General features: G+C 61.0%; 17 protein-coding genes. 6 read left to right on the forward strand and 11 right to left on the reverse strand.

The genetic code is table 11. The features are described from left to right. Nucleotides 1-205: 205 nt before the first annotated feature. Nucleotides 206-3,016 (forward strand): DNA gyrase subunit A, encoded by a 2,811-nt coding sequence (gyrA, locus tag ACPYOJ_RS04875; protein ID WP_481415232.1) that lies wholly within the window; start codon nt 206-208, stop codon nt 3,014-3,016. A gap of 161 nt (nt 3,017-3,177) precedes the next feature. Here the strand turns inward: gyrA and ACPYOJ_RS04880 are convergent, their stop codons facing one another. From ACPYOJ_RS04880 to ACPYOJ_RS04890, 3 genes are all read right to left on the reverse strand, one after another. Continuing rightward, entirely contained in the window at nt 3,178-3,312 is a 135-nt protein-coding gene (locus ACPYOJ_RS04880; protein WP_281408123.1) for a hypothetical protein, read from the reverse strand. A 30-nt stretch (nt 3,313-3,342) separates the two neighbouring features. Next, nucleotides 3,343-3,498, reverse strand: a complete 156-nt coding sequence (locus tag ACPYOJ_RS04885; RefSeq protein WP_168832717.1) for a hypothetical protein — start codon at nt 3,496-3,498, stop codon at nt 3,343-3,345. 156 nt (nt 3,499-3,654) lie between these two features. Continuing rightward, a complete protein-coding gene (locus ACPYOJ_RS04890) occupies nt 3,655-3,807 on the reverse strand; it encodes a hypothetical protein (protein WP_246704582.1) in 153 nt (50 codons plus the stop codon). A gap of 170 nt (nt 3,808-3,977) precedes the next feature. Between ACPYOJ_RS04890 and coaD the strand changes: the two genes are divergently transcribed. The 5 genes from coaD (at nt 3,978) to tgt (ending at nt 7,888) form a co-directional block, all read left to right on the forward strand. Next, on the forward strand, nt 3,978-4,472 hold the full coding sequence (gene coaD / locus ACPYOJ_RS04895; protein ID WP_481415233.1) for a pantetheine-phosphate adenylyltransferase: 495 nt from the start codon (nt 3,978-3,980) through the stop codon (nt 4,470-4,472). 27 nt (nt 4,473-4,499) lie between these two features. Next, nucleotides 4,500-5,069 carry a peptidylprolyl isomerase gene (locus ACPYOJ_RS04900; RefSeq protein WP_481415234.1) on the forward strand — a complete coding sequence of 190 codons (570 nt, stop codon included), beginning with the start codon at nt 4,500-4,502 and terminating at the stop codon, nt 5,067-5,069. 25 nt (nt 5,070-5,094) lie between these two features. Beyond that, nucleotides 5,095-5,604 (forward strand): peptidylprolyl isomerase, encoded by a 510-nt coding sequence (locus tag ACPYOJ_RS04905; RefSeq protein WP_168832714.1) that lies wholly within the window; start codon nt 5,095-5,097, stop codon nt 5,602-5,604. Between the two features lie 71 nt (nt 5,605-5,675). Further along, complete coding sequence (gene queA / locus ACPYOJ_RS04910) at nt 5,676-6,761, forward strand: tRNA preQ1(34) S-adenosylmethionine ribosyltransferase-isomerase QueA (protein ID WP_481415235.1); 1,086 nt, start codon at nt 5,676-5,678, stop codon at nt 6,759-6,761. Next, entirely contained in the window at nt 6,758-7,888 is a 1,131-nt protein-coding gene (tgt, locus tag ACPYOJ_RS04915; RefSeq protein ID WP_481415236.1) for a tRNA guanosine(34) transglycosylase Tgt, read from the forward strand. Before queA ends, tgt begins: the two co-directional genes overlap by 4 nt. A 3-nt stretch (nt 7,889-7,891) precedes the next feature. Here tgt and ACPYOJ_RS04920 read toward each other — a convergent pair whose 3' ends face one another. From ACPYOJ_RS04920 to ACPYOJ_RS04955, 8 genes are all read right to left on the reverse strand, one after another. Beyond that, a complete protein-coding gene (locus ACPYOJ_RS04920) occupies nt 7,892-8,320 on the reverse strand; it encodes a DUF4864 domain-containing protein (RefSeq protein WP_481415237.1) in 429 nt (142 codons plus the stop codon). 105 nt (nt 8,321-8,425) lie between these two features. Beyond that, entirely contained in the window at nt 8,426-9,691 is a 1,266-nt protein-coding gene (gene fabF / locus ACPYOJ_RS04925) for a beta-ketoacyl-ACP synthase II (RefSeq protein WP_481415238.1), read from the reverse strand. A 14-nt stretch (nt 9,692-9,705) separates the two neighbouring features. Beyond that, complete coding sequence (locus ACPYOJ_RS04930) at nt 9,706-10,212, reverse strand: winged helix-turn-helix transcriptional regulator (protein ID WP_481415239.1); 507 nt, start codon at nt 10,210-10,212, stop codon at nt 9,706-9,708. Nucleotides 10,213-10,257: 45 nt separating this feature from the next. Further along, complete coding sequence (locus tag ACPYOJ_RS04935) at nt 10,258-10,566, reverse strand: hypothetical protein (protein ID WP_481415240.1); 309 nt, start codon at nt 10,564-10,566, stop codon at nt 10,258-10,260. A 117-nt stretch (nt 10,567-10,683) separates the two neighbouring features. Further along, nucleotides 10,684-11,556 (reverse strand): arginase family protein, encoded by an 873-nt coding sequence (locus ACPYOJ_RS04940; RefSeq protein ID WP_481415241.1) that lies wholly within the window; start codon nt 11,554-11,556, stop codon nt 10,684-10,686. A 46-nt stretch (nt 11,557-11,602) separates the two neighbouring features. Next, the gene (locus tag ACPYOJ_RS04945) at nt 11,603-12,376 is read right to left on the reverse strand and encodes a slipin family protein (RefSeq protein ID WP_481415242.1); all 774 of its coding nucleotides are present in this window, start codon (nt 12,374-12,376) and stop codon (nt 11,603-11,605) included. Then, nucleotides 12,373-13,749: an NfeD family protein gene (locus ACPYOJ_RS04950; RefSeq protein ID WP_481415289.1), complete on the reverse strand. Its 1,377-nt coding sequence runs from the start codon at nt 13,747-13,749 to the stop codon at nt 12,373-12,375. The genes ACPYOJ_RS04945 and ACPYOJ_RS04950 overlap by 4 nt, the downstream gene beginning before the upstream one ends. A gap of 167 nt (nt 13,750-13,916) precedes the next feature. Continuing rightward, nucleotides 13,917-14,747: an MBL fold metallo-hydrolase gene (locus ACPYOJ_RS04955; protein ID WP_481415243.1), complete on the reverse strand. Its 831-nt coding sequence runs from the start codon at nt 14,745-14,747 to the stop codon at nt 13,917-13,919. Nucleotide 14,748 lies beyond the last annotated feature (1 nt).

The raw sequence follows: 14,748 nt of genomic DNA on the forward strand, positions 1-14,748 counted from the left end.
GAGGGATGGGTTTTCGCAATTGTGAAGCGAGGTTTTCCATTTGGCAAATGCCGGGCGACGGCCTGGTCTCGAAAGCCGGGCGAATCGCCTGATTTGCCGCCTTTCCGCCGCAAAAGCCTGTTCAAAACTTCCGCTCAAATTGGCGTGAGACAACCCTTTCCGCTATACATCTTCCAGTGATTCTACAAAGAGATCGTGATCTGTTTTGACTGAACAAGCACCCCCAGGCGGCGGGAAGCTCCCGCCAGGCATCGAGCCCATCTCCATCATGGAGGAAATGCAGCGGTCGTATCTCGATTACGCGATGAGCGTCATCGTCAGCCGCGCGCTGCCGGATGTCCGCGACGGCCTTAAGCCCGTGCACCGGCGCATTCTCTATGGCATGTCCGAGCTCGGCATCGACTGGAACAAGAAATACGTCAAATGCGCCCGCGTCACCGGTGACGTGATGGGTAAATACCATCCGCACGGCAACATGGCGATCTACGATGCGCTGGCGCGCATGGCGCAGCACTGGTCGCTCCGCCTGCCGCTGATCGACGGCCAGGGCAACTTCGGTTCTGTCGACGGCGACCCGCCGGCGGCCGAGCGTTACACGGAATGCCGCCTGCAGAAGGCGGCGCATTCGCTGCTTGATGACCTCGACAAGGAAACGGTCGATTTCCGCGACAACTACGACGGAACGCTCTCCGAGCCCGTCGTGGTGCCCGCGAAGTTTCCGAATCTTCTCGTCAACGGGGCAGGCGGCATTGCCGTCGGCATGGCGACGAACATTCCGCCGCACAACCTGTCCGAAGTCATCAACGCCTGCATTGCGCTGATCGACGATCCGGCGATCGAATTGCCGGAGCTCATGCAGATCATCCCCGGTCCGGACTTTCCGACCGGAGCGAAGATCCTGGGCCGTTCGGGTATCCGCTCGGCTTACGAGACCGGCCGCGGTTCCGTCATCATGCGCGGCGTTGCCGCAATCGAGCCGATGCGCGGCGACCGCGAGCAGATCATCATCACCGAGATCCCGTATCAGGTGAACAAGGCGACGATGATCGAGAAGATGGCCGAACTGGTGCGCGAGAAGCGTATCGAAGGCATCTCCGACCTTCGCGATGAATCCGACCGCCAGGGTTACCGGGTCGTCATCGAGCTGAAGCGCGATGCCAATGCCGAAGTCATTCTGAACCAGCTCTATCGCTACACGCCGCTGCAGACGTCATTCGGCTGCAACATGGTTGCGCTGAACGGCGGCAAGCCGGAGCAGCTCAATCTGCTCGACATGCTGCGCGCTTTCGTTGCCTTCCGCGAAGAAGTCGTTAGCCGGAGAACGAAGTTCCTTCTCCGCAAGGCGCGCGAGCGCGCGCATGTGTTGGTGGGCCTCGCGATTGCGGTCGCCAATATCGATGAGGTGATCCGCGTCATCCGCCAGGCGCCGGATCCGCAGTCCGCCCGCGAAGAGCTGATGACGCGCCGCTGGCCCGCCGAAGACGTCGAGAGCCTGATCCGCCTCATTGACGACCCGCGCCACCGCATCAACGAGGACCTGACCTACAATCTTTCGGAAGAGCAGGCGCGCGCCATCCTCGAGCTGCGTCTTGCCCGCTTGACGGCACTTGGCCGCGATGAAATCGGCGACGAACTCAACAAGATCGGCGACGAAATCAGGGATTACCTCGAAATCCTGTCGTCGCGTGTCCGCATCCAGACCATCGTCAAGGACGAACTGAAGGCGGTGCGCGACGAGTTTGGCACGCCGCGGCGCACTGAGATCATCGATGGCGGTCTGGAGATGGACGATGAGGACCTGATCGCCCGCGAAGACATGGTCGTCACGGTTTCGCACCTCGGTTATATCAAGCGCGTTCCGCTCACTACCTACCGCGCGCAGCGCCGCGGCGGCAAGGGCCGGTCCGGTATGACGACCCGCGACGAGGATTTCGTTAGCCGGCTATTCGTTGTCAACACCCACACGCCGGTTCTCTTCTTCTCCTCGCGCGGCATCGTCTACAAGGAGAAAGTCTGGCGCCTGCCGATCGGCACACCGACCTCGCGCGGCAAGGCCCTGATCAACATGCTGCCGCTGGCACCTGGCGAGCGTATCACCACGATCCTGCCGTTGCCGGAGGACGAGGATAGCTGGGATAGCCTCGACGTCATGTTCTCGACGACGCGCGGCACGGTTCGCCGCAACAAGCTGTCCGACTTCGTTCAAGTCAACCGCAACGGCAAGATTGCGATGAAGCTCGAGGAGGAGGGCGATGAAATCCTCTCCGTCGAGACCTGCACCGTGCATGACGACGTTCTGCTGACAACGGCGCTCGGCCAGTGCATCCGCTTCCCCGTCGATGACGTCCGTGTCTTTGCTGGCCGCAATTCGATCGGTGTGCGCGGCATCAACCTTGGAGAAGGCGACAGCATCATCTCGATGACCATCGTCGGCCATGTCGATGCCGAGCCGTGGGCACGTGCCGCCTACCTGAAGCGTTCGGCGGCCGAACGGCGTGCCACGGGCGTGGATGAAGAAGATATTGCGTTGGTCGGCGAGGAAGTCACCGAAGAGGGACAGTTGCTCGACGACCGTTACGAGGAACTGAAGGCTCGCGAGGAGTTCGTGTTGACGGTCTCCGAGAAGGGCTTCGGCAAGCGTTCCTCGTCCTACGACTTCCGCATCTCCGGCCGCGGCGGCAAGGGGATTCGCGCTACCGACACATCGAAGACGGCCGAAATCGGCGAGTTGGTTGCAGCCTTCCCGGTCAACGACGGCGATCAGATCATGCTTGTCTCGGACGGGGGCCAGTTGATCCGCGTGCCAGTCGGCGGCATTCGCATCGCCAGCCGCGCAACGAAGGGGGTCACGATCTTCTCCACGGCCAAGGATGAGAAGGTCGTCTCTGTCGAGCGCATCACGGAGCCTGAAGATGACGGCGAGGACGTCGCCGAGATCGTCAACGAGACGCCGATCGAGCCGGAGGCGGCGCCGTCGGCAGCGGAAGGCGACGCATCGCCCCCAGCAGAAGAATAACTCAAACCAGAGTGTGGTTTGGAAACCGGGCGGCTTTTGCCGCCCGTTTTTTTATGTGCTGAAGGGTGCGGCGCATGCTCGCAAATTGAAAAAGCCGGACGCTGGGAGTGCGTCCGGCTTTGCTGGTTCACGTTCGCGAGCGAATGCGCTCAAACGGGTTGTCAGAATGCTTTGTGCTTCTCGTTGAATGCCTTCGCATCTTCACTCTCACGGCGAAGCGCCGAGATGGTCGACGCCACAGACACGATGAACATGCCGCTGATGAGAACGGTAAGAGCAGTCAAGATCGTGAACATGGCAGTTCCTTCCGAAGTAGCGTTCGCTCCTCAGTACTGGCTGATCATCGCCGTGCGGGTCGATGCATAGGGGCCATATACCTTGGATGTATCAGTCTGCTGATCGTAGAGTGCGATAGTGGCAGTAAGCATTCCCGTGATCATTGCCATCCAGAATACATTGATGATGGTAATCTTATCGGGCATTTTTTCTTCCCTCGTACCGCGTATCTTCTACGCTTCGGTTAATGAACGTGTCCGTCTGATAATAGTTCCAGCGGATGTTGACCGGTCGTTTACCAAGCAAGGTCTGAAGCCATCTTGAATGCCTCATTCATCTGGCGTTCAGATTCGCTGCCTGGCTCAACGCATTCTGCCGAGTTTCCGCATGATGACATGGTGCTCCCTCACTTCGGCGCGCACCCAGCCCGCCGCGCGACGGTCCTGCATATACGCCCAGGCCACCTCTGCAAGCAGGGAGAGAACGACGGCGAGGGCAACGATCAAAATCAGCATGTCATCATCTTTCGAGTAACGCCCGGCTTGGCGTTGATGTTTCCGATTGTGCAGGTTGCATCTGAAACGGCGTTGAACACTGCATTCATCCGGCGTTCAGCCCGGCTGCAAATGACTTGCGGGACGCGGGTATCCATGACAAAAGGCCTCGAACGAAACGGTCGGGTCCTATGACGACAGCTTTTTACCCGGGGTCCTTCGACCCGATCACCAACGGACATCTGGATGTGCTCGTCCAGGCGCTGAACGTTGCAGAACGAGTTGTCGTTGCAATCGGCATCCATCCCGGCAAGGCGCCGCTTTTTTCCTTCGAGGAGAAGGCGGAGCTGATCCGCAACTCCGTTGCCGAGGCCTTGCCGCAGCGGAGCGGCAGCATCTCGGTCGTTTCCTTCGACAACCTGGTCGTGGATGCGGCACGGGCGCATGGCGCGACGCTGCTCATTCGCGGCCTTCGCGATGGTACCGACCTCGACTATGAAATGCAGATGGCGGGCATGAACCGTCAGATGGCACCGGACGTCCAAACCATCTTTCTACCGGCAGGCACAGCCTCGCGGCCTATAACCGCCACATTGGTGCGTCAAATCGCGGCCATGGGCGGCGATGTCAGTGCCTTCGTGCCGGCTGCCGTTTTGAAAGCCCTTCAATCCAAGCGCAAATCTTGAGGCGTTTTCCGCCGCAACGGAGCTCATATGAAACTCTTTTCTATCGCATTTGCCGGCGTGCTTTGCCTCGCGTCCTTCGTGGGTAGCGCTTTTGCCCAGTCGGCCGATCACACTTTGACGATCCAGCTCAAGGATGGCCCGGTCGTGATCCAGCTCCTGCCCGATGTCGCTCCCAAGCACGTCGCCCAGATCGAAGCGCTGGCGAAAAAGGGTGCCTATGACAACGTCGCCTTTCACCGTGTGATCGACGGCTTCATGGCGCAGACCGGCGACGTGCAGTATGGCAACATGGCCAAGGGTTACGAGCCGAGCCTGGCAGGCACCGGCGGCTCTGATATGCCGGACATTCCGGCGGAGTTCTCCAAGACGCCGTTCGTACGCGGCACGGTCGGCATGGCGCGTGCCCAGGATCCTAATTCAGCAAATTCGCAATTCTTCATCATGTTCGCTGACGGTTCGTTCCTGAACGGCCAGTACACGGTCGTCGGAAAGGTCGTCTCCGGCATGGAGAATGTCGACAAGATCAAGCGCGGGGAAGGCCAGAACGGCGAAGTCAAGGATCCCGATCGCATGGTCAAAGTCACGGTCGGCAAGTAATTCCAAGAAAACGAGGAGAGTAAGAATGGCCGAAATCAAAGATCCGGAAAACACCGTCATCCTGGAAACCACCAAGGGTAAGGTGGTCATTCAGCTTCTGCCGCAGGTGGCACCGGAACACGTGGCGCGCATCAAGGAGCTTTCCCGCGAGAACGCTTACGACGGCGTGGTCTTTCACCGCGTGATTGCCGATTTCATGGCGCAGACCGGCGACGTGCAATATGGCAAGAAGGGCGGCGAGAACTTCAACCCGAACCGCGCTGGCATGGGCGGCTCGTCGAAGCCGGACCTCAAGGCTGAATTCTCGGCAACGTCGCACGTCCGCGGCACTTGCTCCATGGCCCGGTCGCAGAATCCGAACTCGGCAAACAGCCAGTTCTTCATCTGCTTCACCGATGCGCCGTGGTTGAACAAGCAGTATTCCGTCTGGGGTCAGGTCATCGAAGGCATGGACGTCGTCGACGCGATCAAGAAGGGCGAACCGGTCAGTGATCCGGATTCCATCGTCTCCATGCGGGTTGCCGCCGACGTCTGATTGTGATTTCTGCTGAAACCCGCCCTTGCGTGAAAAACGCGGGCGGGTTTCGCTTTGCCTGGAAGTGCCTGATGCGCGTTGACCTTTTCGATTTCGAACTGCCGGATGAACGGATCGCCCTACGGCCGGCCGAGCCGCGCGACAGCGCGCGCCTGCTCGTCGTCGATCCGCATGCCGAAACCATGTTCAGCGACCATATTGTCAGTCAGCTTCCCTCATTCCTGCGGGCAGGGGATGCGCTTGTCTTCAACGATACGAAGGTCATTCCCGCCCAGCTCGAGGGCATTCGTTATCGCGAAGGCGCGCCCGGCCAGCAGGTCTCGACGACGTTGCATATGCGCATCGGCACCAGCCGCTGGAAGGCCTTTGCCAAGCCCGGCAAGCGCATCAAGATCGGCGACCGCATCGCCTTCGGCCACAGCGGCGAAAGCTGCTTTCTCGGCCAGCTCGATGCGACCGTCGAGGAGAAGGGCGAGGGGGGTGAGGTTACCCTTGCCTTCGATCTGTCCGGGCCGGCGCTAGACGAGGCGATCGCCGCCGTCGGCCATATTCCGCTACCGCCCTATATCGCTGCAAAGCGCCCGGAAGACGAACGCGACCGCACCGATTACCAGACGATCTACGCCCGCGACGAGGGTGCCGTCGCAGCCCCCACCGCCGGCCTGCATTTCACGCCCCGGCTCTTCGAAGCGCTGGATAAGGTTGGGATCGAACGTCATTTCGTGACACTGCATGTCGGCGCTGGCACCTTCCTGCCGGTCAAGGCCGATGACACTGACGATCACAAAATGCATCTCGAAAGCGGCTATGTCAGCGCCGAAACAGCCGCAAAGCTCAACGCCGTCAAGGCGAGGGGCGGACGCATCGTCTGCGTCGGCACGACCTCACTGCGGCTGATCGAAAGTGCGGCCGGGGATGATGGTGAAATCAAAGCCTGGGCTGGCGCCACCGGCATCTTCATCACACCCGGCTACCGCTTCAAGGCGGTCGATATCCTGATGACCAATTTTCATCTGCCGCGTTCGACGCTCTTCATGCTGGTTTCCGCCTTCGCGGGTTTCGAGACCATGCAGGCAGCCTATAAACACGCCATTTCGACAGGCTACCGCTTCTACTCCTATGGCGACGCGAGCCTTCTTTTCCGGAAAGACCAATGACCGAGAATTTCCAGTTCACGCTCAACAAGACAGATACCGGTGCGCGCCTCGGCGAAATTTCCATGCCGCGCGGCACGATCCAGACCCCGGCATTCATGCCGGTCGGCACCGTCGGCACGGTCAAGGCGATGTATCTCGATCAGGTTCGCGAGACCGGTGCCGACATCATCCTCGGCAATACCTATCATCTGATGCTGCGCCCGACGGCGGAACGCGTCGCGCGCCTTGGCGGACTACACAAGCTAATCCGCTGGGAACATCCGATCCTGACGGACTCCGGTGGTTTCCAGGTCATGTCTCTCGCGGGGCTGCGCAAGCTCGACGAGCAGGGCGTCACCTTCAAGTCGCATGTCGACGGCAGCCTGCACCATATGTCGCCGGAGCGATCGATCGAGATCCAGGGCCTGCTCGGCTCCGACATTCAGATGCAGCTTGACGAATGCGTGGCGCTTCCAGCCGAGCCGCGTGAAATCGAGCGCGCCATGGAGTTGTCATTGCGTTGGGCCGAACGCTGCAAGGACGCCTTCGGCAAGCAGCCGGGCAAGGCGATGTTTGGCATCGTGCAGGGCGGCGACATTCCGGCACTTCGCATCCGCTCGGCCGAAGCGCTGACCCAGCTTGACCTCAAGGGCTACGCGATCGGCGGCCTCGCGGTTGGCGAGCCGCAGGACGTCATGCTGAAGATGCTCGAGGAAACGCTGCCTGTGCTGCCGGGCGAGAAGCCGCGTTACCTGATGGGCGTCGGCACACCGGACGATATCCTGAAATCGGTCGCCCGCGGCATCGACATGTTCGACTGCGTCATGCCGACCCGTTCCGGCCGCCATGGCCTGGCCTTCACCCGTCGCGGCAAGGTCAATATCCGCAACGCCCGCCACGCCGAGGATATGCGTCCGCTGGACGAACAATCGAACTGCCCGGCGTCACGAGACTATTCGCGGGCCTATCTGCACCATCTCGTTCGCGCCAACGAAGCGCTCGGCGGCATGCTCTTGTCCTGGCACAATCTTGCTTACTATCAGGAACTGATGCAGGGCATCCGCAAGGCGATCGCAGAAGGCCGCTTCGCCGACTTCATGGCGGAAACGCAGGAAGAATGGGCGAGGGGTGATCTCGAGCCAGCCTGAGGCTCAGATACCTTTGCTGTCTGTATTCGGCATGATCTGCACGCCGTTGATCTTGTAGCTGCCGTCAGGCTGCCGCGTCATCTGGTAGATCGCCGTCCAGTCCTTGCCGTCGCGGCCCGATATCAGCACCTCATGATAGATCGTCGCCCCACCGGCGATCGACCTGCTGCGGCCGAAGGCATAGTTGCCGGGATGATAGACCGGCTCGTAGCTCTTCTTCACCATAGCAAAGAAGGTAGTCTTGTCCGGATACATCGCCTTGATGCCAGGCGCTGCAAAGGAGTAGGCGGTATCGGCATCGTCCTTCAGGAAGGCCGTGATCTGATCCTCGATGACATGCCGCGTCGTTTCGAGCGGATCTTCGGCTCGCGCAGGCATGGAAGCGATGGCGAATGCGGCACACAGAAGAAGCACTGCGGATAAAGCGCGCATGGATTAAACTCCGGCCATATAGAGCGGAGTGTAGGGCATTTGCAGGAATTGGAAAGTAGCGGCAGCCGGTGCTTTTCTCGCCAGCTGCCGCCAGTCGTTGGAGGTTTAGTTCCAGCGCCGGAAGAGGGCGCTCGCATTGACGCCGCCGAAGCCGAAGCCGTTGCTGATCGCGTATTCCCCGGCAAGCTTGCGGGCTGTCTTGCCGACGATATCAAGCCCTTCGGCGGCGGGGTCCGCTTCATCGAGATTGCGTGTCGGCGGCACGATCTGGTCGCGCAGCGCAAGGATCGTGAATATCGCCTCGAGCCCACCGGCTGCGCCCAGCAGATGGCCGGTCGCGGATTTCGTGGCGCTGATCGCAATCTCGCCATTGCGGCCGAAGACCGTGCCGATGGCCGCCATCTCCCCGCGGTCGCCGACAGGTGTGGAGGTCGCGTGTGCGTTGAGATGCTTGATCTCCGACGGCGCTATCCCGGCCTGCCGAATTGCCGCCTCCATTGCGCGGCGCGCCCCGTCGCCGTCCTCCGGGCCTGCCGTCATGTGGTATGCGTCAGCCGCCGTGCCGTAGCCGACAAGCTCGGCGAGCGGCATTGCGCCGCGGGCGAGGGCGTGTTGCAGGGTCTCGATGACGAGGATGCCGGCCCCTTCGCCCATCACGAAGCCGTCACGGGCGGAATCGAACGGGCGCGACGCAAGTTCCGGCCTGTCGTTGAAGCCGGTCGATAGCGCCCGTGCCGCGGCGAAGCCGCCAAGGCTGACCTTGTCGATGCAGGCCTCGGCACCGCCGCAGATCGCCACATCGGCTTCGCCCGATCGTATCAGCCGGGCGGCGTCTCCGATCGCCTGAACGCTCGCGGCGCAGGCGGTCACGGGCGCGCCGAGCGGGCCCTTGAAGCCGTAACGGATGCTGACCTGACCGGCTGCGAGATTGACCAGGAACGAGGGGACGATGAACGGCGACAGCCGCCGAACGCCGCGCGTTTCGGCAGCGCGGACCGCATCGGTGATCGCCGGAAAGCCGCCGACGCCCGAGGCGATGATGGTTGCCGTACGCTCACGCGAGACCGTATCCTGCGGCATCCATCCGGCCTGGCGGACGGCTTCTTCCGTCGCGCCCATCGCGAACTGGATGAAGCGGTCCATCTTCTTCTGATCCTTGGGCGGAATGTAGCGGTCCGGCTCGAATCCGGCTTCGGCGTCCTCCGCCGCAGGCGGCACCACGCCGCCAACCTTGGCCGGCAGGTCGCCGACCATATCGTCGGGCAGAACCCGCAGCCCCGAACCGCCGGCAAGCAGCCGCTGCCAGGCGGTTTCAACACCCGTGCCAAGCGGCGACACCAGTCCCATGCCGGTCACGACGATCCGATCCATGCTCTCTTTCCTTCTTAGGCATCAATGCCGAGATACCAGGCCTTGACGCGCGCAATGCGTTCGCGGTCGCTTTCCTCGGCCGCCGGGCCGGGAAGCAGGCAGGTATTTTTGGGGGTAAGTTCTTCGCCGGTCTCGGCGTCGACGAGTTTGGTGTGCCGTTCCGTGCCGGACGCTGCATTGCCAAGGAGAAAGGCAAGGTCGTCTTCAGGCACATGGCGGCGGCCCCATGAAAACAGCGCCATCAGAACCGGGAAGAAATCGCGGCCCTTGTCGGTCAGCACATATTCATGGCGCGCAGGGCGCTCACTGTAGAGCCGCTTCTCGAAGATGCGTTCCTCAACCAGATGCGCCAGCCGGCGGGTTAGGATGTTCGGTGCAACGCCGAGGCTCTTCTGGAACTCGTCGAAGCGCGTCAGCCCTTGAAACGCATCCCGCAGGATCATGATGCTCCACCAGTCGCCGACGCTCTCGAGAGCGCGCGCCGCCGGGCATTTGAAACTGGCAAAACTTGTCCGTTGCATGATGCAAGTCACTATAGCAGTAACTTGCATCATGCAAGTATCTTCTCAGCTCGCATCGCCGGCAAAAATGCGAGCAAGCAACACGCCCGTGACCAGTATGCCTGCGGCGAGGAAGATCGTGTCGCCGAGCGTTCCGATGTAGAGCGGCCCGATATTGGCAAAGAGCAGAAAGGCGATGAGGAAGTTCAGCCAGCCCCAGATGACATTGGTTTCGGGCGAACTGAGGCTGGAGCTGCTCATGCGCACGAACGGCGTTCGAAACGGCCGGCCGCTGACCCCGGCGACGAAATGCGGAATACCGTTCGTCATGAACGCGGCGGCGATGAAGTGAACGATGTAAGCGATCCAGGGCAAGAGAACCTCCGATGTGGGTGTCTGCCGGTTGTAGATTGACGAAGCTTCGTCGAAGGCAAGGGCGGTCGTTTGTTGGCGATATCAAGATCACATAAGATAGATTATGGAACTAAAAGCCTAGGCTTGTACCAGAGGCAGCTGTGCCAGAAGCTTTTGGGTTTGCAGAGCATCCCACGAAATATACTCGGTGATCGCCAGCCCCACGATATCACAGGCTTCGCCCACGTCTTGCAGGAGCCGGACAACATGCGCAGGCTCGAGACGGCCGCGCGGAACACCTGCCAGAAAGCTGTCTTCCTGCTCCGGCTTGTTGAACAGGATCGGTCTGAAGCTGCGTGGGCTGATGGCGTCCACATCGAGATGCACTGCCATGTGAGTAATGCCTTCAGCTTTGATCCAATCCAGGATCCGCGCCGAACCATAGGCCAGCTCTTTCGAACTTGTCCGCCGGAGGCCCAGCCTGCTTAGCACCTCGTTTTCGGCCGGAGACCATTCATCCAGCCCGGCATACATGACCTTGGCGAGCTGGATCGGGCTATCGACCTCACGCACGAAATCCGCGTCACCCTCGCCAAGCAGCATGCCAAGCACTTGGGCGTGACCGTGATGGAAGTCTTTCAGCGTCTGAACGTCAGCGTGTGCATCGATCCAGAGAACGCCGACCTTCCCGCCGTATCGCTTGTTCAGATAGGCGATGGGCGCGAGATCAACCAGACAGTCGCCGCCTATGGTCAGCACCTTATCGGGCTGATGCTTCTCGATTGCCGCGCGGGCGGCGCGGGCCTGCTCCAGCAGGGCATTTTTGGCGAGAATGCCATCCTCGATTTTAAGGGCGGCTAGATCGTGCGGTGCAGGCACCGGCACGGTTTCACTTGGACCTTCCGTCGGAGGAAGCAGCCACGAAAGTAGTTGAGAGCTTAAGTGATACTCCGCCAGATTGCCGCCCTGCCATTGGGGCATATGAAGCCGAAGCGTTGTGACCAACGTCATTCCTCCCAATTCTGATAGGCGCATTATGGAACAAATGTCATGCCCATCATTCCGTCCCTCTATCGGTTTTGGCCGGAAACAGATTGGCTAAGTCGATTGGGAACGGAAATACGATCGTGGAACTGTTCTCGCCGGCGATGACATTCAGCGTGCTCAAATAGCGTAGCTGCATGGCCTGTGGTTGCCGGGCCAGAATTTCGGCAGCTTCCAGCAGCTTGGCCGCCGCCTGCTGCTCGCCTTCGGCATTGATGACTTTGGCGCGCCGCTCGCGCTCGGCTTCCGCCTGGCGGGCGATGGCGCGGATCATGGATTCGTTGATGTCGACATGCTTGATCTCGACATTGGCGACCTTGATGCCCCAGGCGTCGGTCTGCGTGTCGAGGATTTCCTGGATGTCATGGTTGAGCTTGTCCCGTTCTGCCAGCATCTCGTCGAGATCGTGCTTTCCGAGGACTGAGCGCAGCGTCGTCTGGGCGAGCTGGCTTGTGGCCATCATGAAATCCGCGACCTGGATGGTTGCCTTTTCCGGATCGATGACACGGAAATAAATCACGGCGCTGACGCGAACCGAGACGTTGTCGTGCGAGATGACATCCTGGCTGGGGACATCGAGAACACGCGTGCGAAGGTCGACTCGTACCATTTGCTGCGCATACGGAATGAGCAGAAACAGCCCGGGTCCCTTGATGCCGGTGAAGCGGCCAAGGGTGAAAACCACACCGCGCTCGTATTCCCGCAGGATCTTGATCGCGGCGGCGACAATGATGAGAAGTACGACAATGATGACGAGATAAAAGGCCAGATCTGCGAACATGCTCATGACTTTTCCTCCAAAGCCGGCTGCGGACCGGGTTTGACCTCGAGCGTCAGCCCGTTGCGGCCTGTGACCTTGACCCAGTCGCCGCCGACCAGCGGCTCGACGGAGACCGCTTTCCAGCGCTCGCCATGCACGATCACGTAACCGCTTGTGCTCGTCCAACTGTCAACCTTGGCTGGAAGGCCGATCATCTGCTCCGCGCCGGTGACGACCGCTCGCCAGCGCGAGGTCAAGGCGAGACGCGCGACGACAAGACTGAAGCCCAGGCTAGCGATGCCGATCCCGCCTAACATGGGCCAGGAGACCGACAGGCCTGGTATATCGACGTCGAACAACATGGCAGCGCCCAATACCAAGGCGAGCCCGCCGATGCCGCCGAGAATGCCGAACGAGGGCGAGTGCGCCTCCGCAACCGTCAGGCCCGCACCGAGGACGAGCAACCCTACCCCGGCATAGCTGACCGGCAGCAAAGCCAGCGCATAAAGCCCGAGCAGCAGGCTGATACCGCCGACCGTTCCGGGAACGAGTGTGCCCGGCGTCAGAAATTCGAGGATCAGGCCGTAGATGCCGATCATCATCAAGATCAGCGCGATATTCGGATCGGTGATCACTGAAAGAAAGCGGGTACGCCAATCCGGCTCGAGCTCCTCGATGGCAAGGCCAGCAGTGTCCAGCCGGACATCCGTCTGAGCTGTCCGGACGACACGCCCATTTGCCTGTGCCAGGAGATCGGTGATGCTGTCGGCCGTAAAATCGATGACGCTTTCGCGCGCAGCCGCAGGCGACGAAAGGCTTGCAGCTTCGCGAACCGCGCGCTCGGCCCAGTCGGCATTGCGGTGACGGAGTTCCGCCAGCCCACGGATATAGGCCACCGCATCGTTGATCGCCTTCGCCTCGCCCGCGTCGCGCGGCGCCGGAGGCGCCTTGCCGTCTTTCTCGTTTGTGTCGCTCGGGCTACGGGGGGCGTTATCGGGTGGCGGCCCGCCGAGCGAGATTGGTGTCGCCGCGCCGAGATTGGTCCCCGGCGCCATTGCCGCGATATGGCTGGCGTAAAGAATATATGTTCCGGCGCTGGCGGCGCGCGCCCCGCTGGGCGCCACGAACCCTGCGACCGGCACGGACGAGGCAAGGATCGCGCGGATGATGTCTCTCATCGACGTGTCGAGGCCCCCCGGCGTGTCCATCTGCAGGATGATCAGGCTGGCGTTGCGGTCGTTGGCCCGTTGAATGCCGCGTTTGACATAGTCGGCGACCGCCGGGCCGATCGCGCCGTTTATTCTCAGGAGCACGGCCACGCGTTCCGCTTCGGCTGCCGGGTAGCCCGGTAAAATGAACGCTGTCAGCAGACCGAATACGAGCGCGAGGATTGGCGACACCGGCCGCCAAAGCGCGGAACGCAAGGCCATCGTTCGACAAGCACTCATACCGGGAAATATATGTCGAAACTGCCAAACGGTAAGGTAGTGCAATTGGGGGAGGTCGCCGAGCGGCATGAGCGGCATCCGATGCGCCCTCGCCCCGCGACACGGCGGTCGCTAACCCTCTAGGAATCGCTAAGTTCGTCCAGTTCGATCTCGAACTGCATCTGATCGTACGCCGGTACGACGTTCTCCGGCGTCTCGGTCATCACCGTGTCGTAGTCCAGCGGCGTGTGCATATGAGTCAGGATGGCCCGCTTCGGCTTCAGCCGCCCGATCCAGTCAAGCGATTGCTCCAGGGACAGATGGCTCGGGTGATAGCGGTATTGCAGGGCATCGATGACAAGGACGTCGAGATCGTCAAGCTTTGCGACCGTTTCGGGCGGAAAGTCGCTGATATCACTGCAATAAGCGACCGCGCCGATCCTGAAGCCGAGCGAATGGATATCGCCGTGCTGCTGCAGATGCGGCTTGAACGAAATCGCCCCACCGGCGCCTGTGATTGAAATCGGCTTATTGATGTCTTCGATCAGGATCGGTTCGACGATTGGCGGATAATTGCTGTCGGGCGGCGTTTCGATGCAGTAGCTGAAGCCCTGGCGAATGCGTTCCATCGTGAACGGATTGGCATAGATCGGCACGCGCTGCTGAGCGTTGTGAAAGAAGCCGCGCAGATCGTCGATCCCGTGGATGTGATCGGCATGCGGATGCGTATAGAGCACGGCATCGACGTGCTGCACCTTGGCGGCGATCATCTGCTCGCGGAAATCCGGTCCGGTATCGATGACGACGGTCGTGACGCCGCCATTGTCGTCGTATTGCTGCACGAGGAAGGCTGCACGCGTGCGCCGGTTCTTCGGGTTGGCTGGATCGCAGGCACCCCAATCGCCGGTAATGCGTGGCACGCCAGGCGACGACGCGCAGCCGAGAATGGTGAAGCGCCGCCGGTATCCCACG

It is taken from the genome of Rhizobium sp. SVR5-9E (genome assembly GCF_056755095.1).

What these genes read in the sequence shown, in the direction of transcription:
- ACPYOJ_RS04880 (WP_281408123.1), bottom strand. Translation starts at nt 3,312, where the DNA reads ATGTTCACGATCTTGACTGCTCTTACCGTTCTCATCAGCGGCATGTTC.
- ACPYOJ_RS04885 (WP_168832717.1), bottom strand. Translation starts at nt 3,498, where the DNA reads ATGCCCGATAAGATTACCATCATCAATGTATTCTGGATGGCAATGATC.
- ACPYOJ_RS04890 (WP_246704582.1), bottom strand. Translation starts at nt 3,807, where the DNA reads ATGCTGATTTTGATCGTTGCCCTCGCCGTCGTTCTCTCCCTGCTTGCA.
- coaD (WP_481415233.1), top strand. Translation starts at nt 3,978, where the DNA reads ATGACGACAGCTTTTTACCCGGGGTCCTTCGACCCGATCACCAACGGA.
- ACPYOJ_RS04900 (WP_481415234.1), top strand. Translation starts at nt 4,500, where the DNA reads ATGAAACTCTTTTCTATCGCATTTGCCGGCGTGCTTTGCCTCGCGTCC.
- ACPYOJ_RS04905 (WP_168832714.1), top strand. Translation starts at nt 5,095, where the DNA reads ATGGCCGAAATCAAAGATCCGGAAAACACCGTCATCCTGGAAACCACC.
- queA (WP_481415235.1), top strand. Translation starts at nt 5,676, where the DNA reads ATGCGCGTTGACCTTTTCGATTTCGAACTGCCGGATGAACGGATCGCC.
- tgt (WP_481415236.1), top strand. Translation starts at nt 6,758, where the DNA reads ATGACCGAGAATTTCCAGTTCACGCTCAACAAGACAGATACCGGTGCG.
- ACPYOJ_RS04920 (WP_481415237.1), bottom strand. Translation starts at nt 8,320, where the DNA reads ATGCGCGCTTTATCCGCAGTGCTTCTTCTGTGTGCCGCATTCGCCATC.
- fabF (WP_481415238.1), bottom strand. Translation starts at nt 9,691, where the DNA reads ATGGATCGGATCGTCGTGACCGGCATGGGACTGGTGTCGCCGCTTGGC.
- ACPYOJ_RS04930 (WP_481415239.1), bottom strand. Translation starts at nt 10,212, where the DNA reads ATGCAACGGACAAGTTTTGCCAGTTTCAAATGCCCGGCGGCGCGCGCT.
- ACPYOJ_RS04940 (WP_481415241.1), bottom strand. Translation starts at nt 11,556, where the DNA reads ATGACGTTGGTCACAACGCTTCGGCTTCATATGCCCCAATGGCAGGGC.
- ACPYOJ_RS04945 (WP_481415242.1), bottom strand. Translation starts at nt 12,376, where the DNA reads ATGAGCATGTTCGCAGATCTGGCCTTTTATCTCGTCATCATTGTCGTA.